The sequence below is a fragment of the Micromonospora yongxingensis genome, from assembly GCF_052601155.1.
Window position 1 is genome coordinate 46,989 of sequence record NZ_JBQXEO010000019.1, and the last position, 22,618, is coordinate 69,606.

The following is a 22,618-nucleotide window of genomic DNA, read 5'->3' on the forward strand; positions in this document are numbered from 1 at the left end:
CGGACGGCCAGCACGCGGAGGTGGGGTATGGACGAGCAGCGCAGCACGGTGACGATCCAGATCGGGGACGCCCAGCTCCCCGCCGACCTGATGGTGCCCGCCCAGCCGGTCGGCGTGGTGCTGTTCGCACACGGCAGCGGCAGTTCCCGTCACAGCCCCCGCAACGTGGCGGTGGCCCGGACGCTGAACGGGCGCGGCCTCGGCACGGTGCTCGTGGACCTGCTGACCCCGGCCGAGGACCAGGTGGACGCCCGTACCGCCGAACTGCGGTTCGACATCGGGCTCCTGGCCAGCCGGCTGGCCGGCATCGTCGACTGGTTGGCGGCCGAGCGTCCCGCCGGTGACGTGCCGATCGGTCTCTTCGGGGCCAGTACGGGTGCCGCCGCCGCCCTGGTCGCAGCGGCGTACCGCGCCGACCGGGTGGGCGCCGTCGTCTCCCGGGGCGGTCGACCGGATCTGGCCGGTGCCGCCCTGGCGCAGGTGCGTACGCCGACGTTGCTGCTGGTCGGTGGGCTGGACGAGGAAGTGATCGCGCTCAACGAGCAGGCGTTGGCCGAGATGGGGGAGGTCGGCGAGCTGCGGATCGTCCCGGGTGCCACCCACCTCTTCGAGGAGCCCGGCACCCTCGAGCAGGTCGCCGACCATGCCGGCACCTGGTTCACCACCCATCTCACCCCTGCGCCTGCACCGTCGCGTCGCTCATGAGGCCGACGGGGCGTCCGCCACGTCCGTGGTGGCGGGGGTGGAGTGGTGACGTTGGACGGTGTCGATGATGCGCCAGAGGACGGCGGTGATCGGGACGCTGACGAAGGCCCCGGCGATGCCCGCGATCAGGGTGCCGGCGGTGACCGCCACCAGGATGACCGCCGGGTGCAGCCGGACCTGCCGCTTCATGACCAGCGGCTCCAGCAGGTTGCCCTCGATCTGCTGAACGGCGATCACCGCGGCGAGGGTGAGCAGCGCGGTGGTCGGCCCGTTGGCGGCCAGCGCCACGAGCACCGCCACCGCGCCGGCCACCGTGGCCCCGATGATGGGCACGAAGCCGCCGAGGAAGGTGATCAGCGCCAGCGGCAGGGCGAGCGGCACCCGGAGCACCACCAGGGCCAGGCCGATGCCGATCGCGTCGATCGCGGCGATCAGCATGGTGCCCCGGCTGTAGGCACCCAACGTCTGCCATCCGGCGCGGCCGGCCTCGGTCACCACGGGCCGGTTCGGGCCGGTCATCCGGGACAGCACCCAGTGCCACATGGACCGGCCGTCCTTGAGCAGGAAGAAGAGCAGCACCAGGGCGAGCAGCGCGGAGCCGACCACCTCGCTGGCCGTCCGGGCACCCGCGACCGGGTCCGGCGAGCTGCCGCTCAGCCCCTGCCGGGCCTGGTCGACGAGCTTGTCGAGTTGGGCGTCGGTGACCGGCAGGGTGGAGGTGACGAAGTCCCGGCTGCGGTCCAGCCCCTGGGTCAGCTCCTGGCTGAGCTGGTCGAACTGGCTGGCGGTCAGGTTCCACACCAAGGCGCCGACCCCCACCAGGATGCCGAGGAGCAGCAGCACGGTGAGCAGCGCGGCCAGCGCCGCCGGCAGCCGCAGGCGGCGCAGCCGCAGCAGCACCGGGTCGAGCAGCGCGGTGAGGAAGATGGTGGCGGCCAGCGCGATGGCCAGGGGCGCCAGCAGTACGGCGATCCGGCCCAGCAGATAGAGACCGGCGACGACCACCACCAGGCAGGCGCTCCACAGCACCGCGGTCCGGACCAGCCAGGGCAGGGCGGCCCACGCCTGGCGCGGCCCCGAGCCGCCCGTCGTCGCCCCGGTGCCCGGCCCGGGTTCGTCTACCGCCATGTCGGTCCTCCTCGATCTCCGCGACGTCGTACCCGGCCAGCGGCGCGCCGACACCCGTACCGCTTCGACACCGGTGTACAGGGGACGGTCCGAGCGACGAGTCGTGGGGCGAGATCAACCGGTTTGCACCCTCCGGCACAGGGAACCCGAACGGGGAGTGCATCTGACTGGAGGAGGACCACCGTGGGTGACTTCATGGACAAGGCCAAGGATTTCGCCGACAAGCACGACAAGCAGGTCGACCAGGGGTTGGACAAGGCCGGCGACATGGCTGACAAGCGCACCGGTGGAAAGTACGACGACCAGATCGACAAGGGTGTGGACCAGGCCCAGGCGCGTACCGGCGAAGGCGACCAGGTTCGCTGACGCACCGGACGTGATCCCGGGTCGCCACGTCCGTGGCGACCCGGGATCGTCCTGTGCGGACTGTTCGTCACCCGATGTTCGCGCCTGACTCCCGCTGGGTCAGGGTTGCTGCTTGTCGCGCAGCTCGCTCATCGAGGTCGGGCGGCCGTCCAGCGCGTCGCGGAGACGGTCGACCAGACCGGTGCCGGGGTTGACGATCTTGTTGGCCGGCGGACGGTCCGGCGCCGCCGGGTGCGGCCTGGTCGGCGCGATCTTCTTGATCGCCGTGACCTTGCCGGCCAGCTCGGCCAGCTCCTCCCCGGCCACCGCGGCACGCAACCGGGGGAAGAGCTCGCTCTCCTCGTCCTCCACGTGGTGCCGGATGGTGCTGGTCAGGTGGGCTAGCAACTCGTCGAAGCGCGGATCGGACGGGTCGAGTGCGTCCAGGTCCTTCATGGTCCGCTCGGCGTCGGCGTGCTCGGTGATCTCGTGCTCGGCGATCTCGTCGCCGTCGGGCAGTGCCTTGCGGGCGAGCGGATAGACGTACGTCTCCTCGGCCACCGCGTGGCGGACGAGCTCGGCGATCACCACGTCGACGAGCTGGCGGCGGTGCTCGGGGGTGCCCTGCCGGGTCTCCAGCTCGATGAACAGTGTCTCGACCTCACGGTGGTCGGCGGTCAGGATGTCGATGACGTCCTGGCCGTCGGTGGTCGGTGGATTGGTCATGTCGCGGCCCCTTACCGGTTGCGGATCGGTAGGTGTGTGCGGCCCTGGTACCCCCCAGGGGCTGGGCAAATCCAGGGAGGCCGATGGTGTTGCCGTGGTCAGCGGGGCCGAAGGGCACGATTGTCCGGCCGACGCCGGGGTAAGCGCCGCCATGGCCGATGACCGTCCACCAGCCGACAGCGACCGGTCGCGGCTCGGCCAGGCCGCCGAGCGCAGCGGCCAGGCGGTCGAACGGGTGCGACGCCGGGGAGGGCAGGCTGGTCGGATCCGGGCCCGGCAGTGGGAGATCACCCTGGTGATCGCGATCCAGGCCGGGCTGGCGGCGGCGCTCGCCGCCCTGATCGCCCAGCACCTGCTCGGCCCCGGAGCGCACGTCTTCGCCCCGGCGGCCGCCGTCGCCACGATCGCCACCGCCATCGGGCAGCGGGCGCGGCGCACCTTCGAGCTGCTGGGCGGGGTGGGCATCGGCATCGTCATCGGCGACGCGCTGCGTTACCTGCTCGGCTCGGGCCCGTGGCAGACCGGCGCGGTGGTCACGCTCGCCATCGCCAGCGCGCTGCTGGTGGCCGGAAGGGGCGGTCCGCTGGTGGGTCAGGCCGGTGGTACCGCGGTGCTGATCGCCACGCTGGCCCCGATGGAACGTGGTCTGGAGCTGCCTCGGATCTTCGACGCCCTCGTGGGCGGGGTGGTCGGCCTGGTGGTCGTCGCGCTGCTGTTGCCGATCAACCCGATGCGCGTACTGGATCGCGCCGTGGCACCGATCGTCACGGTCCTCCGTGAGCAACTCGCCGAACTGGCGCAGGCGCTGCGGGAGCGCGACGCCGACCGGGCGGTGCGGGTCCTGGAGCGGCTGCGCGCCACCGAGGGCGACCTGGGTCGGCTGCACGAGTCGCTCAGCGGTGCGGAGGAGGTGGTGACGATCGCGCCGGCCCGCTGGCACCGGCGTGAGCAGTACCGCCGGTACGCCCACGCAGCCGAGCACCTGGAGCGGTTGACGCTGGACAGCCGGGCGCTGGCCCGCTGGTCGGCGACCGCCCTGCAGTACGGTGAGCCGATCCCGGACGAGCTGCCGGATGCGGTGGCCCGGCTGGGCCAGGCGGTGGCTGAGCTGAAGTCCGAGCACCGGTCCGGCGAGGACCCCGAGCGGACTCGCCGGTTCGTCCGGGAGTGCGCCGAACTGGCTGGTCGGTCCGCAGCGATCGGGGTGCGCGAGTTCGGCGACGCGCTGGTTACCGGCCTGCGTACGGCGTGCAGCGACCTGCTCCGCGCCACCGGTTGTGAACCGGACGACGCCAACCGGATGGCGCGCCGAGCGGCCGGCGCCGGTGAGGCGAAAATCCATCCGCCACCTCACCGGCAGATGCACCGGGCCCCGCCCAACCGCGCCGCCCGGATCCGCCGACGGACACGCCTCAGCGCCCGGTACCGGAACGGCGACCGGGCCGGCCTCCCCGACAGGGGGAAACCGGCCCGGTGAAAACCGTCGGGGTCAGGAGGAGTAGCCCCGCTCGGCGATCCAGTTGGCGACCTTCGGCAGGCTCATCCAGTACTCGCCCAGCGCCGGGTTGGCCGGGTCGGCGACCCGGATCAGGTCCCCGCCGTCGCGGTAGCCGACCAGGGTCAGGTAGTGGCCGCCCTCGTACGAGTGCGGGTTGCCGTCGGTGTCCACGGCCGTGCCCTTGATGTTGGCCACCACCGGCCGCCCCGCGTCCACCGCGGCCAGCACGTCCCGGCGCAGCTGATCGACCTGCTCGGGGCGAGCCACCGAGTCACGGATCTCGGTGGTCCGGTACGTGCCGCCGGTCAGCTCGTTCAGCACCCGGGTGGTGTCCAGGGCCGAGGGGGTGCCGGCCTCGGTGGTGCCGAGGAGCTTGGCGACCTCGTCCTGGGACACAGCCTTGCCCTGCGCGGACAGCGCGATCCGGGTGGCTGCCGGGCCGCAGTAGTAGAAGTTCGGCTGGGCCTGGTAGTCGATGCCGAGGATCCGCTCGGCGGAACGCTGGTTGCCCCGGTCGCCCTGGCTCGACGAGGTCGGGGCGCCGATGCCCTGCACCGGCGCGGCCTGCGCGGCCACAGCGGGGCCGAGGGCGCAGCCGCCGGCGACCAGCAGGCCGGCGACGGACAGACCGCTCTTCTGGATGATCGGGTTCATGGTCGAGTCTCCGTTCGGGGGTTGGGGCCTCCGACGGGCGGAGGGCAGCAGCACCGGGAAGGGCGCTCGGCTCATCAGGTGGGCGACGACCCTCGGCGGCTCGGCCGTGGGGCGTACCGGGGACGTAACGGCTCTGCTCCGGCGTGCATTCCGCCACCGGTTGCCGCTACGAACGTCGCGACTTGGTGCAACGGCTGCTGGTCGGGCGGGATTCCGGGCCCGACGTGCCGCTGCTCACGGCTCCGACAGCGACCGGGAGGAACGGATAACGCAGGCATAAACCGGACAAACGTCCTCGGCTCGTGCGACCGGCGAGAGGATGCCGATGGGTCAGAGGCTGCCCAGCAGGCCCGTCACGGTGATCTCGATGACCACCCGTTCCGGATTCGGGCGCGGGGTGCGATACCGCTCGGCGTAGCGGCGTTCCGCCTCCGCGACAGCGGCCCGATCCGACCTGAGCACCGCGCGGCCCTCGATCGTCAGCCAGCGGCGGCCATCGACGTGACACACGGCCACCGGGGTGCCTGCCGCGCCGGCAGCGGCCACCTGACGGGCCTTATGGGAGGTGTTGGAGGTGATCACCCGGGCCAGCCCGGCGGCCGCGTCGAGGGTGACCCCCACGGGTACGACGTGCGGGGTGCCGTCGGCGCGCAGGGTCGTCAGCGTGGCGAGGTGCCGTTCGGCGCAGAAGGCGGTGACGCGGTCGTCGTGCACGTCCAGCCGATGATCGCCCGCCATGCCCGTCCCCCGTCCACCGAACCGACCTCGATCATTTCACGCGGCGGCGTACGCGGTCCGGCGGCGCGTCCGGCTGTCCTGGTAGCCGGCGCTCGGCCGCCCGGCGCTGCTGCACCAGCCGGGTCAGGTAGATCAGTGCGCCGGCCAGGACGCCCATGTCGTCCAGGTAGATCGGGTCCGGAAGCAGGTCGACCGGAAAGATGGTGTAGATCAGCGCGCCGTAGAAGGCGACCTTGCCCCCCGCGCCGAGCCCGGTCAGCAGGCGGCGGGTCCGCACCACCCGCACCGCCAGCACCACCGCGCCGACCAGTGTGGCGATGGCCAGAATGCCGGCGACCACCACGAGGACCCACGCCTGTCGGGACATGGCGTCACGCTAACCCACCCGCACCGGTGCGGGAACCGGCGCGCCAAGGGATCAGAAGGCGGGTACGGTCGCGCGACCGCGGGCGACCACCGCGTTCTCCCGGGTCTGCTCGACCGCGGGCCGGACGACCTCACTCAGCGGCAGCAGCGACGCCGACTCCGCCACCCGCCGTCCGGTCGCCGCGTGGGCCTCCTCGCGCAGGCTGCGGGCCGCCGCCACGGCCAGCTCCGCAGCCCGCCAGGCGGCCTGCTCCCGCTCCACGGCGGCAGCGTGTCGAGCCGCGAGATTGTCCCGGATCGCCCGCTGCAGCACCAACTCCTGCTCGACCGGGTGCAGCCGCGGGTCCCAGCCGCCACGATGCGCGAAGACGTCGCTGAGCTGCTCCACCGACAGCTCCCGCCGCCAGTACGCGTCCAGCGCGGCCCGGTGCAGGTAGCGCTCGCGGTCGGCGTACTCGGCCGGGGTCCGGGCGGTGTGCGGCAGCGGCATCGCGGCCGCGGCACCGAGTCGTCGGACGGCCGCCTCGGCCGCCTCGTACGCCTGCCAGGCGGTCTCCACGGTCTCCTGCGCGGCCAGCCACTCCGAGCGGCGGCGTTGGGCGGTGGTGGTGGCCCGCTCGGCGGCCACCGCGACCTCCTGCGCGTAGCGGCTCTGCTCCCGTTCCTCGTGCGCCTGTTCGAGCTGGCTGGGCATGGCGGCGCGACGGATCCGGGAACCCGGGTCGATGCGGAACCTGCCGGGACGCAGCAGCAGGGCGGCGACAGCGACCACGACCACCCCGAGCAGGCCCAGCCAGATGGCGGCGGCCCGGGGCACGTCGGGCAGGAAGGCGGAGAGGACGGTCTGCATGATCAGCACCTCGCGGTCGAACGACGGGTATCGACGGTGGCGACGGACGGGTGTCCCGGCGGCACGGGCCGGGTGAACTGCCGAACCTCGGGGCGGTCACCGCTGTGCGGCGTCTGCCGGTGGGGTCAGCGTTCGGGTGCTCTTCGGCCGGCGTGGTCACGGCGACTTCGGTAGCGGGACTGGCGCCCCGCACCGGACCGCGTGGGTCGCGGGCGCCGGTGGTCGGCCGAGGTCAGCGGGTGGGCGGGCCGCGTCGGGCCGGAGTGCCGCGGCCCGGCTCGATGGCCGCCGCGTGCTGCCGACCGGCGGTGACAGGACCGGTCGCCACGGGGGCGACGGTGCTGACCGGTCGGGATGGGGCGGGCTGGCTCGCCCGCTCGGTGGCCGCGACGGCCTCGGGCCGGAGGGTGTCCACCCGGCTGCTCACGGCGCTGGGCCGCAGTTGCGTCGGTGCGGGAGGTGGGGTCGCGGCGAGCGCGCCTCCGATGCCGACCGCGAGCACCAGCGCGGTGAATGCCAGCCGGGTCAGCTCACGCACCGACCGCAGCACAGCCCACCGGGCTGGGCGGACGAGCGCTGCAGAGGACACAGGACCAACCTAACGCCCGTCCCGCGGCGGCGCAGCTCGGCGGGGGACCGTTCGAGGGTGACCGTCGCCACGCCGCTCACTGTGGACGGACGGACAGCACGCGTCGCGGCATGACGGTGGCCCCGGTCGGATCGGGTCCGGCCGGGGCCACGGTACGTTCGGCGCCACCGACGCTGTCGCGCGTCGGCGGTGGATCGGTCAGTCGGCGGTGCCGAGCACCGGCGGCGGAGCGTCCCCGCTGTCGCGCCACACCATCTCGTCCTCGGTCAGCCAGGTCAGCCGCTCGTCGGACTCGTCGTCGGTCGGTCGGCCGTGCCCGCCGAGCACACCGGGGCGTTTCGCGCCCGCGCCGCCGGCCGCCGCGCGACCCGGGGTCTCACCACGCCGACCGTCGATGCTGCGCCCGACGCCGGCGGCGGGGCGGTTGTCGGCTGCGGGCGGGCCAGCGGCCGGCCGGACCGAGGCGGTGGGCGTGCTGCCCGAACCGGCGAGCGCGGCGGTGCGAAGCACCCCGCCGGCCGGAGCCCCGCCCTGCGCCCCGAAGAGCAGACCCGGCCCGGCGCCGGCGCTGGCGGTCACGGTGGTCGGCCCGGACAGGCCGGCCAGACCGGCGGCCCCGCCAGCGAGCAGCGCCCCGCCGAGCACCGGGTCCGCGCTGGCCAGTGAGGTGCCGCCCTCGGTGGCGGAGCCACTGCCCGGGCCCGTGACGACACCCGGCGTGCCACCGGTGCCCGCGCCGTCCTGGCCGGTGCCGGACCCGCCGCCGACAACCGGGGGTGGGGTGACACGGTCGGGCGTGGTGATGGTGGCGTCGCCGGTGTGTGCGGTGAGCCTGGTGGCGGTGGGCGCGGCGCTCGGGGTGTCGGTGGGCGGAACGCTGCGGGGCGTCGTCGGGTCCTCGCGGGCCGTCTTCGGCGTCTCCGGGTCCGGAGGCGGCGGGTCGACCACCCGGTCGTACGCGGAGAGGTCGTAGCCGGCTGCCAGCTCGGCCACCACGTTCACCATCCGCTGGTGGGCCTTCTCCTGCTCTGCCTTGTCCTGCTGGTGACCCATGATGCCGCCGACCACCGCGCCGGGCAGGCCGAAGGTGGCGGCACCCCGGAGCGCACCGGAGATCGCCTGGTCGTTGTCGTCGGTCGCCTCGGGGCTCTCGGCCTGCTTGTGGGCGGTGCGCAACTGGCCGGCCATCATGGTCAGCCCCTGCTTGACACCGGCCATCCCCTCGCCCAGCGCCGTGGTGTGGGCGACGATCAGCGACAGCCGCCGCTGGAACTCCCGGCCCGCCGAACCCGTCCAGGTGTTGCCGAGCTTCTCCAGGTCGCCGCTCAGCTCACGGGCGAGACCGTCCAGGATGCCCTTGAGGGCGGCCCACTGGGCAGCCACGTCCTCGATCTGCTCCGGCTTGCCGGCCATCACGCCGTCGTAGAGCTGCTGGTGCGTGTGGCCCTGGTAGCGCTGGGTGTACTCAGACACGCCCATCCCCCTTCGGGGCCAGCGCCCGGTCGACCCCCGTCAGCGCGGCGGTGATGTCGGTGGCGTTGGCCGCGTTGCGCGCCTCGGCGGTGCGGTAGTTGGTCAGGATCGTGCTGGTCGCCTGCTGCGCAGCCTGCACCGCCTGCCGGAGTCGCTCGGCCTGGACCACATAGGACTGGTGAACGTCGCTGTAGCGGCGGGCGTTGTCGGTGGCGTCGGTGAACGAGCCCAACGCCGGAGGACGGCACTGCATCTCGGTGTTGAGCTTGCGCAGCACCGACTCGGCCTCGGTCAGCCGTGCGGCCAGATGCTGCTGGAAGTCCTCAAGGGACAACAGGTCGACTTCCGTACGCCCGGTCATGGCAACATCCCCGTCGTTCTGGTTGACAACCGTCAGCGGCTCTCAGGTTAGTCCACGGGTGCGACGCGGGGCGACCCGTCCGGACCGCTCAGTCGTCGGCTCCGGTCGATGCCGTGGCCACCCCGCCGCCAGCCCCGCCCGTCTCCGGAGTGGTGCTGGGTGAGGCGGGGGAGGTCGCCTCCGGCGCTGGCGCGGCCGGCGACGAGCCGCCGGGCGAGAAGAAGACCGACGCGTCCTTCCGGTTCAGGTTGGGCCCGGTCGGGATCAACGAGAGCAGTGAGCCGGGCACCGCCAGCGGGGTGACCCCTCCGTAGCCGAGGACGGCCATCGTCTCGGCCGACCCGAGCGGGTAGCGGACGCCCTGCGGGCTGATCAGGTAGATCGTCGACCCGGCGGCGGCAGATCCGCTGGTCCCGGCGCCGGGAGCGGCCTGCGCGAGCACACCCTTGCCGCCGGGCAGCAGCACCGCCTCGGCCGTCCGCACCGAATCGCGGGCGGTCTGTCGCACCGGAACCGGGCCCGACGCGTTCGAGGTCAGCTCCGCCGGCGCCCGGTCGAAGACCTCTACGGTCGTGGTCGGCGGGCCGCCTGCGCTGCCCGCCCGGTACGTCGCGCACAGCACGGTCTGCCCGGAGCGGGCCGCGTACAGCTCGGGCAGCCTCAGGGGCAGGCCCTCCTCGTCGACCCGCTGCTCGGTCAGCAGCCGCCCGGCCTGATCCGGCGTGATGTCGGTGATCTGACCGCCACCGCCGATCATCAGAAGCGCGGTTATCTCAGTGATTGAGACGAGCCCTTCACGGGTCAGCACGTAGTGCTGCCCGGCCGCCTGGAACACCTGACCGATGTTGGCCGGCTGGTCGGCCACGGCCAGGCCGCTGCGCTCGCCCTCACCGGGCAGCGACGGCTTCCGCAACGGCGGCCCGGCCGGCACGGCGTTGAGCAGTTGCTGCCCGACCGGCAGCGGTGCCGTGCCGGTCATCCGCAGGGCGGCGATCGCCTGGTCGCCGCCGACCACCTGCAGCCGGGAACCACCGGTGAGCAGGTACCGCTGACCGTCCACGGTGACCAGTACCGCGCGGTCACCCAGCGGCGTGCCGCCGGGCAGCGCCCGGTCGATCACCAGGCGGGTGCTGGAGCGGCGCGGGTCGGCCGGGTCGGGCACGTCGCAGACCGACCAGGGCAGACCGGTCAGCGACTTGCGGTCCGGCAGCGCGTCCGGTGCGCCGACGATGCCGACGGTGCGCCCGCGCGGCCGGTCCCGCAGCGACGCCTGGGACATCGTCCGCACCGTCGGGTCAGGGGTGTCCAGGACCAGCCGGGCCGACGTGTAGTTGAGCGTCGGAAGCAGCCTGCCCTCCATGAACACGTACGTCGCGCCGCTCTCCCGCTCGATGACCAGCGTGTTGTCCTCCAGCGGCGCGGTGTTCCCGGTCAGCTGGCCGTACGCGCCCACCCCGCCCAGCACCACGGCCGCGGCGATCACGCTGCCGAAGATGGCCATGCCGAGCCGTCGCATCGGCAGGTTGGTGGTCTCCGGATCGCCCGACAGCAAGGCGGAGACGATCCGGCGGGTGACGAAGCGGTACGCCTGCACCTGATCGCGGCGGGTCCGCATGACTTACCTCCGGCGGGGTGGATCCGCGACGATCAGGTCGGAACGCCGTCGCGGGCTTCCCTACGATAAGGGGCCGACGGCGGGTCTTTGGGACCACCGCCCGTGGCCGGCGCCGGAACGACCCGGTGCAGAGCCGTACCGTGCAGGAGGGACAGTCACCGATGACGCAGGTTCAGGCGCCACCCGCCCGAGTGACCACGAACCCGTCCGACGTCCCGGCGAGGGCGACGCCGCCGGCCGAGCGTCCCGGTCGGGGCCGGGTCGGTCCGATGCTGGTGGGGCAGCTCGTCGTGCTGGAGCTGTGCGCGGTCGCCGTCTGGGCCGCGACGGCCGGGCCCGGTTGGCTGCTCGCCGCGGTGGGCGCGATGGCGGCGCTGGTCGTCCTCGCCGCGTTCGCCCGTCGTGGTGGCCGCTGGTGGTTCGAGGACCTGCTGCTGCGCCGGCGGCTGCGGCTCCGCGGCGAGCGTGCCACGGCGGCGCTGGCCGACGGCACGGCGGTGGATCCCCGGCTGGCCGCGCTCGCCCCCGAGCTGAGCGTCATCGAGCTGACCGACCGGGGTACGCGCCTGGGCATCGGGCAGGACGCCCTGGGCTGGTTCGCCGCGGTCGCCCTGCAACCCGCTCCCGGCACGACGGTCGGCTCGATGGACGCGTCGGCGGTGGACCGGGCGCTGCGGGTGCTCACGGACTTCGCCGCGCCGGTCTCCCGGGCACAGGTCGTCGCGCACACCCTGGTCTGGTATCCGGCGCCCGGTGCTCCGCCGGCGGCGCACCGGACCGTCTGGGTGGCGCTGCGGCTCACCGTGCGCGACGCCCGGGTGGAGGCGGTGAGCCGGGGCGGCGGGCTGCCCGGCGTACACCGGACGTTGGCCGCCGGAATCGGCCGGCTGGGCAAGGCTCTGACCGCCGCCGGGCTGGCCCACCGGCCACTGGGCCGCGACGAGCTGCGCGCGGCCGTGGTCTCGGCGGCCGGGCTGGACCTCGTGCCGGAGCCGCCGACGGAGACCTGGCGGGGGTTGCGCGGCGGCGGCTGGACGCACCGCTGCCTGGCCCTGCGGGGCGGGTCGGACGCCCCGCTCGGCCCGCTGGTGGAGGCGATCACCGCGACCTCCGCGCCGTCGCACACCGTGGCGGCGGCGGTGTCGCCGGACGGGCGGGTGGCGGCGCCACTGCTGCGCGTCGCGGCCATGGACAACCACGTGGAGGCGCTGGTCAAGGTGGTCCAGGACGTCGCGCACCGGGCCGGCGCGTCGGCCCGGCCGGTGGACGGGCAGCACGCCCCCGGCGTGTACGCCAGCGCGCCGGTCGCGTCGACGCTGGGCGGCTCTCCCCGTCCGCAACCCCGCTGACCGTCCGCCCGTCGACCGGCCGTTGAACGGGCCGGTCGGCGCGGCGGAAACCCCGTCGGGTCAGGGGCGCAGGTTGACGATCCAGCCGTACAGGCCGCAGACCCAGACGGCGAGCGGCACCAGCGAGATGATCAGCAGGATCTCGACGATGTCGAGCAGCCGGCCCCACACCGGGGAGATGCGCTTGCCGGCCACGGTCAGGCCGTAGATCAGGCTGACCACGGCGGCCAGCAGTAGACCGCCCAGAACCAGGCCGAGCCGGACCGGCAGCGATCCGCCGGCGTAGGTGGCCGCCGCGGCCAGGCCAAGCCCGACGGTGCCGGCGAGCAGCACCGGGGTGCGCTGGGCGCGGCCCAGCAGCGGGCGGGCCCGCAGCAGCGAGAGCAGGGCCAGCACCAGGCAGAACAGCACCGCCGGCAGTCGGCCGTCCAGGGCCAGCACCAGCTGTGCGCCGAGCACCAGCAGCGACACCGTCCACAGCAGACCGGTGAGGAATTGGTCGGCCCGGTCACTGAGCTGGAGCACCTGCCGGCCGTCGACCGACTCGCTGTCGGTCTTCAGGTCCTCCGGACCGGTGGGGATCGACGGCACCGGGAGCCGGGCCAGCCGGTAGGCCGCCATCGGCAGCGCGGGCACCGCCCCGAACGCGACGGCGGCCACCACCGCCGCCGCTGCCGGCGCGTCGATGCCGAAGACCAGGCAGAGCACCGCGCCCAGTCCGGTCGCGGCACCCACCCCGATCGCGGCGAAGAAGAGCGGGTAGCGGTCACCGACGGCCAGCGCGGCCACCGCTCCGGCGACCACCACGGCGGTGGCCGCGAGCAGGACGTGCGGGCTGGCCAGGTCGGTCAGCGACCGGTCGCCGGCGAGCAGCAGCAGACCGCCGGTGCCGGCGTGCACCAGGCCGACGACGGCCAGCACCGCCCCGGTCCGGCTGTCACCGGCGGCCCGGGACAGGACCGCCGCGCCCACCAGCAGCGCCACCGTGACGAGCAGGGCGGCCAGCGCGCCCGGCAGGTGTGGCGGGCCGGCGAAGAGCGCGGCGACTGCTCCGGCACTGAGCGCGGCCGCCGCGAACAACACCGCGAAGGACCGGGTCGAGGCGACCTGCCAGGCGCCGGGACGCTGGTTGGTGGCGGTGGCGACCGCGTCCACCACGTCGTCGAAGACGATCTCCGGCGCGGCGGCCGAACGGGGATTGAAGTACAGGACCTCGCCGTCACGGACGCCGAGCTGCGCGGCGGTGCGCCCGCCGTCCAGGGGAGCACCGCCCAACCGGGACAGTGCCCAGCCGCCGTGCCGCACCCCGTCGTCGGCCAGGTCCTCCCCGGCGTAGCGCAGCAGGGTGGGCAGCAGGTCGGCCATCGGCACGTCCGACGGGAGGGCCAGATCCATTCGGGTACGGGGAGCCACGATGGTGATCCGGCTCAGACCACCGGTCGCCGTCTTCGTCGCCACAGTGGCCTCCAGGTGTCCGTCTACGATCAGCGGGCCGCGGTGCCGCGGTGCGGGTCCACCGCGCCCACGGGAGATTACCTACGATGACGGGCACGTACGATGCCCACCCGCGGACTTTGGTTCGCGACGGCACGTCATCAGGGCCGCTTCTGGGGAGGAGACAGCCGTGAGCACGGTCGTGTTCCGTCGGCTTCCGCGTCAGCCGGGGCCTGCTCTGCCGCGCGGTGAGGTGCTGCTGGAATCCCCGCCTGAGCTGCCCGAGCCGACGCCCCGCGGGATGGGGCAGCTGCTCATGATCCTGCCGATGTTCTGCGGGGTCGGCGCGATGGCCTTCCTCTACGCCGGCAGGGGCGGCGGCATGATGACGTACGTCGCCGGCGGCCTGTTCGGCGTCTCGATGCTCGGGATGGCGATCGGTTCGCTGAGCAACAGTGGTGGCAAGGACAAGGCCGAGCTGAACGCCGACCGCCGCGACTACATGCGCTACCTGGCCCAGATGCGCAAGCGCACCCGGCGCGCCGCCGAGCAGCAGCGGGCGGCGATGGCCTGGCGGCACCCGGAGCCCGACGCGCTCTGGTCGATCGCCGCGTCGCGGCGGCTCTGGGAACGGCGGATCACCGAGGACGACTTCGGCGAGACCCGCATCGCGCTCGGCCCGCAGCGGCTGGCGGTGGAGATCGTCCCGCCCGAGACCAAGCCGGTCGAGGACCTGGAGCCGATGAGCGCCATCGCGCTGCGCCGGTTCGTCCGCGCACACTCCACCGTTCCCGACCTGCCGACCGCGCTGTCGGTGCGGGCGTTCAGCCGGGTCGTGCTGCGCGGCGACCGGGAGCCCGTGCTCGACCTGACCCGGGCGGCGCTCGGTCAGCTCGCCACGTTCCACGCCCCGGAGGACCTGGTGATCGCGGTGGTCGCCGCGCCCGACCGGCAGTCCGCCTGGGGCTGGGTCAAGTGGCTGCCCCACGCGCACCACAGTGGACGTACCGACGCCGCCGGCGCCCGCCGGCTGGTCTTCGCCAGCCTGGCGGAGGCCGAGGAGTCGCTCGCCGGCGAGCTGGCCGGGCGGCCCAGGTTCGCGCCGGAGGCCAAGCCCCTGACGACCGCGCCGCACCTGGTCGTGGTCGTCGACGGCGGCGAGATCTCGCCGACCTGCCAGTTGGTCGGCCAGGGGCTGCTCGGCGCCACCATGATCGACCTCTCCGGTACGGTGCCGCGCGACGCCGGCCGTTGGCTGCTCTGCCTCGACGTGGGCGACGGGAGCACCCTCGACCTGGTGCGTGGCACCTCGTCCTCGCAGCTCGGCCGACCCGACCGGCTCAGCGCCGAGGCCGCCGAGGGGCTGGCCCGGCAGATCGCGCCCTTCCGGCTCTCCCAGCAGCAGACCAGCAGCGAGGAGCCGCTGGCCCGCAGCATGGAGCTGCCGGACCTGCTCGGCGTCGGCGACGCCGCGGCGGTCGACGTTCACCAGACCTGGCGCCCGCGCGGTCACCGCGACCGGCTGCGCATCCCGCTGGGCGTCGGCCCGGACGGCAACGTGGTCGAACTGGACTTCAAGGAGTCGGCGCACGAGGGCATGGGCCCGCACGGCCTGGTGATCGGTGCGACCGGGTCCGGCAAGAGCGAGTTGCTGCGGACGGTGGTGGCCGCGCTGGCGGTGACCCACTCGTCGGAGGAGCTGAACTTCGTCCTGGTGGACTTCAAGGGCGGCGCGACGTTCGCCTCGCTGGAGGCGCTGCCACACACCAGTGCCGTGATCACCAACCTGGCCGACGAGCTGCCTCTGGTCGACCGGATGCGCGACGCGCTCGCCGGCGAGATGGTGCGCCGGCAGGAGCTGCTGCGGGCGGCCGGCAACTACGTCTCCCGCTTCGAGTACGAGAAGGCCCGGGCGGCCGGCGAACCGCTGGCGCCGATGCCCAGCCTGCTGATCATCTGTGACGAGTTCAGCGAGCTGCTCGCCGCGAAGCCCGACTTCATCGACCTGTTCGTGATGATCGGCCGGTTGGGCCGGTCGCTCGGTGTGCACCTGCTGCTGGCCAGCCAGCGGCTGGAAGAGGGCAAGCTGCGCGGCCTGGACACCCACCTGTCGTACCGGATCGGTCTGCGTACCTTCTCCGCGGTGGAGAGCCGGATCGTGCTCGGCGTACCGGACGCGTACGAGCTGCCGAACGCGCCGGGCCACGGCTATCTGAAGACCGACACCAGCACGATGCTGCGGTTCCGGGCCGCGTACGTGTCGGGGCCGTACCGGGCGCCGGGGCAGCAGGCCTCCGCGTCGCAGGCCCTGGTGCAGCGACGGATCGTGCCGTACGGCCTCGACTTCATCCCGGCGCAGCTTCCGCAGATGCCGGTGGACACCGCTCCGGAGCCGGAGCAGCCGGCCGACGGCAAGGCCGTGGCGATGCTCGACGTGCTGATCGAGCAGCTCAAGGGCCGGGGCCGTCCGGCGCACCAGGTGTGGCTGCCGCCGCTCGCCGACCCTCCGGGTCTGGGTGAGCTGCTCGGCCCGCTGGCGGTCGACCCGACCTACGGGCTGTGCACCGCGTCCTGGCCGGGCCGGGGGCGGCTCACCGTGCCGGTGGGCGTGGTGGACCGTCCGTACGAGCAGCGCCGTGACCCGATGATGGTCGAGCTGGCCGGTGCCGGCGGCAACGTGGTCATCGTCGGCCGCTCGCTCAGCGGCAAGAGCACCATGCTGCGCTCGTTGCTCGCCTCGCTGGCGCTCACCCACACGCCGCGCGAGGTGCAGTTCTTCTGCCTCGACTTCGGCGGCGGCGCGCTGCGCAGCCTGGAGCGGCTGCCGCACATGGCGGGCGTGGCCGGTCGGCGGGACGTGGAGGCGGTGCGCCGGACGGTGGCCGAGGTGGTCGCCGTCCTGGACGACCGGGAGACGCGGTTCGCCCAGCACGGCATCGACTCGGTGGCCAGCTACCGCCGTCGCCGGGCCGCCGGTGAGTTCGCCGACGACCCGTTCGGTGACGTGTTCCTCGTGGTGGACGGCTGGAACACGCTGCGCCAGGAATACGAGGAGCTGGAGCAGACCATCACCACGCTGGCCAACCGGGGTCTCGGCTTCGGCGTGCACGTGGTGCTCACGGCGGTGCGCTGGGCGGAGATCCGGATCAACATGCGGGACCTGCTCGGCACCAAGCTGGAGCTGCGCCTGGGTGACGCCTCGGAGTCCGAAATCGACCGTCGGTCGGCGATGAACGTGCCGGAAAAGTCGCCCGGCCGCGGTCTGACCCGCGACAAGCTGCACTTCCTCACCGCGATCTCGCGGATCGACGGCCGCCGGGACATCGACGACCTGAGCGAGGCGTCGATCGCCCTGGCCGGGCACGTGGCAGCCAACTGGCCGGGCCGGCCGGCGCCGAAGGTGCGGCTGCTGCCGCGCCGGCTGCCGGTGGCCGAGCTCGCCCGGATCATCGACCGGTCGGCGCCCGGCCTGCCGATCGGGGTGAACGAGTCGGCGCTGGCGCCGGTCTACCTGGACCTGGCCAACGAGCCGCACCTGACGGTCTTCGGTGACGCCGAGTGCGGCAAGACGAACCTGCTGCGGCTGATCGCCCGGGGCATCACCGAGCGGTACACGCCGGCCCAGGCCCGGCTGGTGATCGCCGACTACCGCCGCGGGCTGCTGGGCGCGGTGGAGGGCGACCACCTGCTCGACTACGCACCGTCCAACCAGGCGTTCGCCCAGGGGCTCGGCTCGATCCGCAGCGCGCTGAGCAACCGGTTGCCCGGCCCGGACGTGACCACCGCCCAGTTGCGTGACCGCAGCTGGTGGAAGGGCCCGGACCTGTACATCCTGGTGGACGACTACGACCTGGTGGCCTCGGGCGGCAGCAACCCGCTCAGCGCTCTGCACGAGCTGTTGCCGCAGGCCCGCGACATCGGCCTGCACCTGATCATCACGCGCCGGGTCGGCGGGGTGTCCCGGGCGCTCTACGAGCCGGTGCTGCAGAGGCTGCGTGAGCTGGATTCCCCCGGCCTGCTGATGTCCGGCAACCGGGAGGAGGGGGCGGTCTTCGGCACGTTGCGGCCGAGCCCGCAGCCGCCGGGCCGCGGCACGTTGGTCCGCCGTCGTGACGGTCAGCAGCTGATCCAGACCGCGTGGTCCGAGCCGTCGTGACGGGCGCCGGGTTCGTGGCTGTGTCGGATTCCCGTCCCGGTCTGGCCGGCGTGGACACCGGCCCCGCCACCGTGGGGGTCGGGATCAGCCACCTCGGGGACGACCGGTTCCACCGCTGACCACGGTAAGCGTGGTGACGCGCGTCCGGTCGTGCTCCCGATCCGCCTGACCCGATTCACCACCATCCATCGAAGGCGGCCGGTCAGGGCTGCGCGGGCTGGACCGCTTCCGCTACGGTCTTCACTGGAGTGTCCGTCGGTGGGGTGTTGCTGCCTTGCCGCGGGGGAGGGGTGCGGCAAAGCCGCCGCCACAACATGACGGAAGGGTGTGAAGCATGGCGTTCGAGGTCGAAGCTGCGACTCTGCATACTGCCGCGAGTGACGTGCGGTCCACGCGCAGCGAGGTCGACGGCGAGCTGAAGAAGCTGTGGAACGTAGTCGACGACCTGGCCATGGCGTGGAAGGGTCAGGCGTCCACGGGCTTCCAGTCGCTGATGCAGCGGTGGAACGAGGACACCGTCAACCTGCTGACGGCGATGGACAGCATCGCTGACCTGCTCGACAAGTCGGGTACGACGCACCAGGTCAACGACGAAGAGCAGCAGCAGATGCTGGACAAGTTCCACTCTGCTCTCAACCCGTGATCCGTAGCCAGCAGAGGAGGAAATCGTGACGATCAAGGTTGACTACGCGGTCCTCGAGAGCAGCAACCAGCAGATGCAGGCCATCTCGAAGACGATCGACGAGAAGCTGGACACGCTGCGGTCGATGCTGTCCAAGCTCCAGTGGGACGGCGAGGACCGGGCGGCCTACGAGCAGCACCAGGCCAAGTGGGACACGTCGGTCCGGGACATCAACCGGATCCTCAACGAGATCGGTGGTGCCGTCGGCATCGCCCGCGAGAACTACGTCTCCACCGAGATGAGCAACGCCAAGGTGTGGGGCTGAGCCTGACGTCAGTGCGGCTCCGGTCCGGTTCCACCGGGCCGGAGCCGCATTGCGTTGTGCCGCTCGACGCTGTCAGCCGGTGACCGGTGTGTCGGTGCGCCGGCCGGGGCGCCAGCCGCGCCGACGACCCCGGATCATGATCGGCCGGGCGGCCAGCAGCAGTGCGGTCAGCAGGCCGCCGACGGCTGCCACCCAGATCGCGACGGTGCGCTGCCAGCTCAGCGGGTCGTCCGATCTGGTGGGCGGCGCGAGCGCGCCGGCGGGCGGGTCCGTGCGGGTGCCCAGCAGGCTCGACAGTGCCCGGTACGGGTTGACCACCCCGTAACCGACCTCCGCGTTGTGCCCGTCCGGCGGGGCGTCCGCCGTCTTCTCCAGCCGCTCGGCGACCTGCTGGGGGCTGAGGTCCGGGTAGGCCGACCTGACCAGCGCGGCCACCCCCGAGACGTACGCGGCGGCGAAGCTGGTGCCGCCCGTCGGCTCGGCGCGGTAGCCGCTCCCGCCGGGGGCCGGGCCGACGATGGCCAGTCCCGGGGCGGCGACGTCGACGTACGAGCCGCTGACCGAGGTGCCCACGTGGCCGCCCAGCTCGTCCACGCCGGCGACCGCGATGACCCCGGGGTACGCGGCCGGGTAGGCGGGCCTGTTCTCCTGCTGCTCCTGCCGGTTGCCGGCGGCGGCGACGAGCACGACACCCTTGGCGAGCGCGTTCTCGACGGCCTGGGCGAGCTCGGGGCGGGGGAGGGTCATCAGGGACAGGTTGATCACGTCGGCGCCGTTGTCGACCGCCCAGTCGATGGCGGCGGCGATCTGCCCGGGCAGGGCCTCGTCCCTGGTGTCCTTGGTGTCGGGCAGGACGCGGATCGGCAGGATGCGGGCCGCCGGGGCGATGCCGCTGTACGGGACGCCGGTGCCCTCCCGGCCCGCGATGATGCCGGCCACCATCGTGCCGTGCCCGACCAGGTCGCACTGGCCCTGGTTGGCCGGCAGACCGTTGAAGTCGCGGCCCTCGGCCACCTGGCCCTTGAGCAGTGGGTGGAGGGCTGAGACCCCGGAGTCGATCACGGCCACCGTCACCCCGGATCCCCGGGACAGCGGCCACGCCGAGGACGGTTCCAGCCGGCGCAGTGCCCACGGCATCTCCGTCAGGATGTCCTCGCCGGGTGGGCCGCAGGTGGGTGGTGCCGCGGTCGCCGGGGACGGGACCACCAGGGCGCCGCCGAGCAGGGCCGCCAGTGTTCCACTGAGGACCGCCCGGACGGCTCGCCGGGTGTGGCGGGACGGATCGGTCGCGCTCGACGGCAGGCATTCGCGCACCCGCAGAGATTACCGCTGTGCCGCCGCGCGCTGCGGCCCGGCGACCCGCTCAGGACGGGCGGGCGGCCGCCTCGGTGGGTGTGTCGGCGAAGAGCGCGAGGAGATCGCCGACCTGACGGTCGGCTTCGGCGGGGTGCCGGAACCGGCCGGCAGGGTTGAGGGTGTATTCGTTGCGCCGCCCGACCCGGGTGCGGTGCAGGTAGCCCCCCGCCTCCAGGTCCGCGACGATCGCCTGTGCCGCCCGCTCGGTCACGCCGACCTCGGCGGCCACGTCACGCAGCCGTGCGGTGGGGTTGCGGGCGATGGCCAGCAGGACGTGCCCGTGGTTGGTGAGGAACGTCCAGTTCCGGCCGCCGCCGGTGTCACCTGCCGTCGTGCCCGCCATCGTCTGACCGCCTCTCCGGTTGTCCGCCCCGCCGCCGGGCGTCGCCGGAGCGGGGCCAACGTATGAAATCTATATCACGCATATCTTGACGCGTCTTGCGCTGCGTGTGACGGTGGAGCCGAGCCGCCGCCCACCGCCGGCCCGGCTGAAATGCCTGTTGAGCAGGTCAAACGCGTGAGACGAGGTGCGGGGATGGATCGTACCGGTACACCCGGCGGACAGCCGGGGCCGCAGCGGACCACCGGCCGGGCGCCGGCGATCAGCGAGCCGGCCCGGGCGTACGCCGAGCTGACCGCCGGTAACCGGCGCTTCGTCAGCGGTGCCCCGCGCCACCCCAACCAGGACGCCGGGCACCGCGCTGCGGTCGCCGACGGACAGCACCCGTTCGCGGTGATCGTAGGCTGCTCCGACTCCCGGTTGGCCGCCGAGATCATCTTCGACCGGGGTCTGGGCGACCTCTTCGTGGTCCGCACGGCCGGGCACACGGCCGGCCCCGAGGTCCTGGGCAGCGTGGAGTACGCCGTGACCGTGCTCGGCACCCCGCTGGTGGTGGTGCTCGGCCACGACTCGTGCGGTGCGGTCCAGGCGGCCCGGGAAGCGGTCACCACCGGCACGTCGCCCCAGGGGCACCTGGGTGCCGTGGTCGACGCCGTGCTGCCCAGTCTTCGCCGCGCCGCCGCCGACGGGATCGACGACATCGACGGCATCGTCGACGTCCACATCGCACAGACCGTCGAGACGCTGCTGGCCCAGTCGCCCGTGCTGGCGGACGAGGTGGTGCGGGGCCGGTGCGCGGTCGTGGGGATGTCGTACCGGCTCGCCGCCGGAGCGGTGCGCCCGGTGACCGCGGTGCCGGCCGGCACCACGCCGCTCGACGTGCCGACCGCACCCGGTCCGGCCGCCGCCTGACGCGACGAGGGCCGCCCCGCGACGCGGGACGGCCCTTCGACGTTCTGCACGCGGGTCAGAGCATCGACATGTGTACGTGGTCGGTGTGGTTCGACGGCCCGCTGTACGACTTCCAGCCGGTCGCCGGGAACCAGATCTGCCGGTTCCAGATCACGTAGTAGATGCCGAGTCGGTCGGCGTTGCGGATGAGGAACGCGGCCACGTTGTTGCCGTACGTCCGGGTGTCCTCGTTGTGCCAGGGGCTGAAGCCGCTCTTCTGCAACGACCAGTCGCAGGCGCGACCCTTCGGGTGCTCCCACGGCCCGCCGGAGCGGTAGCAGCCGACGAACCGGTTGAAGCCGGCCCGCTTGACCTCCTTGTACGCGTGCAGCGTGCGCGGCGTGACGCAGCCGGAGGTGGTGGGGTCGTTCTCGCTGCACGACTCGGACTTCCAGTCACCGTCGGCGGTCCGGCCCGGGCCGAGCCGGGCGACCGGCGAGGTCGCCGACACCAGCCCGCCGGTGAAACCCTTCCCACCGACCAGGGCGAGCGCCTTGTCGGCGTCGCGCTTCTCCTTCGCCATGAGGGCCGTCTGCTTCTGCTGCTCGCGGACCTCCGCGTCGAGGGCCAGCTTGGCCTGCTCGGCGCGCGACTTCACCGCGTTGACCTCGGAGAGCTTCTTCTCGTTGACCATGTTCATCTCGTCGAGCACCGCCGCGCGCTGGACGAACGAGTCCGGGGCGTCGCTCTCCAGCAACATCGCGATGGCGCCGATCCGGCCGGTCCGGTACGACTGGGAGGCGATCTGCCCGACCTGGGGGGCCAGCGCCTCCAGCTCGGCATTGGCCTTGTCGACCTCCAGCGCCAGCTCCAGCTGCCGCTTCTTGGACTTGTCCAGTTTGGACTTGGCGGCTGAGTAGTCGCGGTTGGCCTTCTCGATGACGTCGTTGAGCAGCTTGGGCTCGCCGTCCTCCTCGTGCCCGGACGGGGTGGGCGTCGTCGGGGCGGCGTGGGCCGGGAGGGGGCCGGCGAGCACGGTCAGTGCGGCGATCACGGCCACCACGGGCGTCAACCAGCGGCGTAGGGGTGCCGTCACA

General features: G+C 73.2%; 22 protein-coding genes. 8 read left to right on the top strand and 14 right to left on the bottom strand.

Annotated elements, in window-relative coordinates; genetic code table 11:
• Positions 1-27: 27 nt before the first annotated feature.
• Positions 28-705 carry a dienelactone hydrolase family protein gene (locus ACTWLT_RS21910; RefSeq protein ID WP_445319999.1) on the top strand — a complete coding sequence of 226 codons (678 nt, stop codon included), beginning with the start codon at positions 28-30 and terminating at the stop codon, positions 703-705.
• On the opposite strand, the gene ACTWLT_RS21915 is transcribed toward ACTWLT_RS21910, so the two are convergent.
• Entirely contained in the window at positions 700-1,833 is a 1,134-nt protein-coding gene (locus ACTWLT_RS21915; protein ID WP_445320000.1) for an AI-2E family transporter, read from the bottom strand. The genes ACTWLT_RS21910 and ACTWLT_RS21915 overlap by 6 nt on opposite strands.
• Before the next feature lie 195 nt (positions 1,834-2,028).
• Here ACTWLT_RS21915 and ACTWLT_RS21920 point away from each other — a divergent pair, with 195 nt between their 5' ends.
• Complete coding sequence (locus tag ACTWLT_RS21920; RefSeq protein WP_256482448.1) at positions 2,029-2,199, top strand: antitoxin; 171 nt, start codon at positions 2,029-2,031, stop codon at positions 2,197-2,199.
• A gap of 99 nt (positions 2,200-2,298) precedes the next feature.
• Here the strand turns inward: ACTWLT_RS21920 and ACTWLT_RS21925 are convergent, their stop codons facing one another.
• On the bottom strand, positions 2,299-2,904 hold the full coding sequence (locus ACTWLT_RS21925) for a hemerythrin domain-containing protein (protein ID WP_445320001.1): 606 nt from the start codon (positions 2,902-2,904) through the stop codon (positions 2,299-2,301).
• Positions 2,905-3,055: 151 nt separating this feature from the next.
• Between ACTWLT_RS21925 and ACTWLT_RS21930 the strand changes: the two genes are divergently transcribed.
• Entirely contained in the window at positions 3,056-4,381 is a 1,326-nt protein-coding gene (locus tag ACTWLT_RS21930) for an FUSC family protein (RefSeq protein WP_445320002.1), read from the top strand.
• A 12-nt stretch (positions 4,382-4,393) separates the two neighbouring features.
• Here the strand turns inward: ACTWLT_RS21930 and ACTWLT_RS21935 are convergent, their stop codons facing one another.
• The 8 genes from ACTWLT_RS21935 to eccB form a co-directional block, all read right to left on the bottom strand.
• Complete coding sequence (locus ACTWLT_RS21935; RefSeq protein WP_445320003.1) at positions 4,394-5,056, bottom strand: C39 family peptidase; 663 nt, start codon at positions 5,054-5,056, stop codon at positions 4,394-4,396.
• A gap of 330 nt (positions 5,057-5,386) precedes the next feature.
• The gene (locus tag ACTWLT_RS21940; protein ID WP_445320004.1) at positions 5,387-5,794 is read right to left on the bottom strand and encodes a pyridoxamine 5'-phosphate oxidase family protein; all 408 of its coding nucleotides are present in this window, start codon (positions 5,792-5,794) and stop codon (positions 5,387-5,389) included.
• A 31-nt stretch (positions 5,795-5,825) separates the two neighbouring features.
• Positions 5,826-6,161, bottom strand: coding sequence for a YkvA family protein (locus ACTWLT_RS21945; protein WP_252416060.1), 336 nt, complete (start codon positions 6,159-6,161; stop codon positions 5,826-5,828).
• 51 nt (positions 6,162-6,212) lie between these two features.
• Positions 6,213-7,010 (bottom strand): hypothetical protein, encoded by a 798-nt coding sequence (locus ACTWLT_RS21950; RefSeq protein WP_445320005.1) that lies wholly within the window; start codon positions 7,008-7,010, stop codon positions 6,213-6,215.
• 232 nt (positions 7,011-7,242) lie between these two features.
• Entirely contained in the window at positions 7,243-7,599 is a 357-nt protein-coding gene (locus tag ACTWLT_RS21955; protein ID WP_445320006.1) for a hypothetical protein, read from the bottom strand.
• 198 nt (positions 7,600-7,797) lie between these two features.
• The gene (locus tag ACTWLT_RS21960) at positions 7,798-9,072 is read right to left on the bottom strand and encodes a WXG100 family type VII secretion target (protein ID WP_445320007.1); all 1,275 of its coding nucleotides are present in this window, start codon (positions 9,070-9,072) and stop codon (positions 7,798-7,800) included.
• Complete coding sequence (locus tag ACTWLT_RS21965; RefSeq protein WP_252416056.1) at positions 9,065-9,433, bottom strand: hypothetical protein; 369 nt, start codon at positions 9,431-9,433, stop codon at positions 9,065-9,067. The genes ACTWLT_RS21960 and ACTWLT_RS21965 overlap by 8 nt, the downstream gene beginning before the upstream one ends.
• Before the next feature lie 88 nt (positions 9,434-9,521).
• Positions 9,522-11,048 (bottom strand): type VII secretion protein EccB, encoded by a 1,527-nt coding sequence (gene eccB / locus ACTWLT_RS21970; protein WP_445320008.1) that lies wholly within the window; start codon positions 11,046-11,048, stop codon positions 9,522-9,524.
• A gap of 161 nt (positions 11,049-11,209) precedes the next feature.
• On the opposite strand from eccB, the gene ACTWLT_RS21975 reads away from it, so the two are divergent.
• Positions 11,210-12,397 (top strand): type VII secretion protein EccE, encoded by a 1,188-nt coding sequence (locus ACTWLT_RS21975; RefSeq protein ID WP_445320009.1) that lies wholly within the window; start codon positions 11,210-11,212, stop codon positions 12,395-12,397.
• A gap of 60 nt (positions 12,398-12,457) precedes the next feature.
• Here ACTWLT_RS21975 and eccD read toward each other — a convergent pair whose 3' ends face one another.
• Positions 12,458-13,855, bottom strand: coding sequence for a type VII secretion integral membrane protein EccD (gene eccD / locus ACTWLT_RS21980; RefSeq protein ID WP_252416053.1), 1,398 nt, complete (start codon positions 13,853-13,855; stop codon positions 12,458-12,460).
• Between the two features lie 166 nt (positions 13,856-14,021).
• Between eccD and eccCa the strand changes: the two genes are divergently transcribed.
• The 3 genes from eccCa to ACTWLT_RS21995 all read left to right on the top strand — a co-directional run bounded on the left by eccCa (position 14,022) and on the right by ACTWLT_RS21995 (position 18,934).
• Positions 14,022-17,987, top strand: coding sequence for a type VII secretion protein EccCa (eccCa, locus tag ACTWLT_RS21985; RefSeq protein ID WP_445320010.1), 3,966 nt, complete (start codon positions 14,022-14,024; stop codon positions 17,985-17,987).
• Positions 17,988-18,321: 334 nt separating this feature from the next.
• On the top strand, positions 18,322-18,630 hold the full coding sequence (locus ACTWLT_RS21990; protein ID WP_074316322.1) for a WXG100 family type VII secretion target: 309 nt from the start codon (positions 18,322-18,324) through the stop codon (positions 18,628-18,630).
• Positions 18,631-18,655: 25 nt separating this feature from the next.
• A complete protein-coding gene (locus ACTWLT_RS21995; RefSeq protein ID WP_252416051.1) occupies positions 18,656-18,934 on the top strand; it encodes a WXG100 family type VII secretion target in 279 nt (92 codons plus the stop codon).
• A 72-nt stretch (positions 18,935-19,006) separates the two neighbouring features.
• Here ACTWLT_RS21995 and mycP read toward each other — a convergent pair whose 3' ends face one another.
• Entirely contained in the window at positions 19,007-20,248 is a 1,242-nt protein-coding gene (gene mycP, locus ACTWLT_RS22000) for a type VII secretion-associated serine protease mycosin (RefSeq protein ID WP_445320011.1), read from the bottom strand.
• 49 nt (positions 20,249-20,297) lie between these two features.
• Positions 20,298-20,633 carry a helix-turn-helix transcriptional regulator gene (locus ACTWLT_RS22005; RefSeq protein ID WP_445320012.1) on the bottom strand — a complete coding sequence of 112 codons (336 nt, stop codon included), beginning with the start codon at positions 20,631-20,633 and terminating at the stop codon, positions 20,298-20,300.
• Positions 20,634-20,825: 192 nt separating this feature from the next.
• Here ACTWLT_RS22005 and ACTWLT_RS22010 point away from each other — a divergent pair, with 192 nt between their 5' ends.
• A complete protein-coding gene (locus ACTWLT_RS22010; protein ID WP_445320013.1) occupies positions 20,826-21,542 on the top strand; it encodes a carbonic anhydrase in 717 nt (238 codons plus the stop codon).
• A 55-nt stretch (positions 21,543-21,597) separates the two neighbouring features.
• Here ACTWLT_RS22010 and ACTWLT_RS22015 read toward each other — a convergent pair whose 3' ends face one another.
• Positions 21,598-22,617 (bottom strand): coiled-coil domain-containing protein, encoded by a 1,020-nt coding sequence (locus ACTWLT_RS22015; RefSeq protein ID WP_445320014.1) that lies wholly within the window; start codon positions 22,615-22,617, stop codon positions 21,598-21,600.
• Position 22,618: the final 1 nt, after the last annotated feature.

Excerpts from the sequence above, each read along its gene's own strand:
- ACTWLT_RS21940 (WP_445320004.1), bottom strand. The coding sequence starts at position 5,794 with ATGGCGGGCGATCATCGGCTGGACGTGCACGACGACCGCGTCACCGCC.
- ACTWLT_RS21925 (WP_445320001.1), bottom strand. The coding sequence starts at position 2,904 with ATGACCAATCCACCGACCACCGACGGCCAGGACGTCATCGACATCCTG.
- ACTWLT_RS22010 (WP_445320013.1), top strand. The coding sequence starts at position 20,826 with ATGGATCGTACCGGTACACCCGGCGGACAGCCGGGGCCGCAGCGGACC.
- ACTWLT_RS21915 (WP_445320000.1), bottom strand. The coding sequence starts at position 1,833 with ATGGCGGTAGACGAACCCGGGCCGGGCACCGGGGCGACGACGGGCGGC.
- ACTWLT_RS21935 (WP_445320003.1), bottom strand. The coding sequence starts at position 5,056 with ATGAACCCGATCATCCAGAAGAGCGGTCTGTCCGTCGCCGGCCTGCTG.
- ACTWLT_RS21975 (WP_445320009.1), top strand. The coding sequence starts at position 11,210 with ATGACGCAGGTTCAGGCGCCACCCGCCCGAGTGACCACGAACCCGTCC.
- ACTWLT_RS22005 (WP_445320012.1), bottom strand. The coding sequence starts at position 20,633 with ATGGCGGGCACGACGGCAGGTGACACCGGCGGCGGCCGGAACTGGACG.
- ACTWLT_RS21965 (WP_252416056.1), bottom strand. The coding sequence starts at position 9,433 with ATGACCGGGCGTACGGAAGTCGACCTGTTGTCCCTTGAGGACTTCCAG.
- eccB (WP_445320008.1), bottom strand. The coding sequence starts at position 11,048 with ATGCGGACCCGCCGCGATCAGGTGCAGGCGTACCGCTTCGTCACCCGC.
- ACTWLT_RS21950 (WP_445320005.1), bottom strand. The coding sequence starts at position 7,010 with ATGCAGACCGTCCTCTCCGCCTTCCTGCCCGACGTGCCCCGGGCCGCC.
- ACTWLT_RS21930 (WP_445320002.1), top strand. The coding sequence starts at position 3,056 with ATGGCCGATGACCGTCCACCAGCCGACAGCGACCGGTCGCGGCTCGGC.
- ACTWLT_RS21920 (WP_256482448.1), top strand. The coding sequence starts at position 2,029 with ATGGACAAGGCCAAGGATTTCGCCGACAAGCACGACAAGCAGGTCGAC.
- ACTWLT_RS21945 (WP_252416060.1), bottom strand. The coding sequence starts at position 6,161 with ATGTCCCGACAGGCGTGGGTCCTCGTGGTGGTCGCCGGCATTCTGGCC.
- ACTWLT_RS21990 (WP_074316322.1), top strand. The coding sequence starts at position 18,322 with ATGGCGTTCGAGGTCGAAGCTGCGACTCTGCATACTGCCGCGAGTGAC.
- ACTWLT_RS21910 (WP_445319999.1), top strand. The coding sequence starts at position 28 with ATGGACGAGCAGCGCAGCACGGTGACGATCCAGATCGGGGACGCCCAG.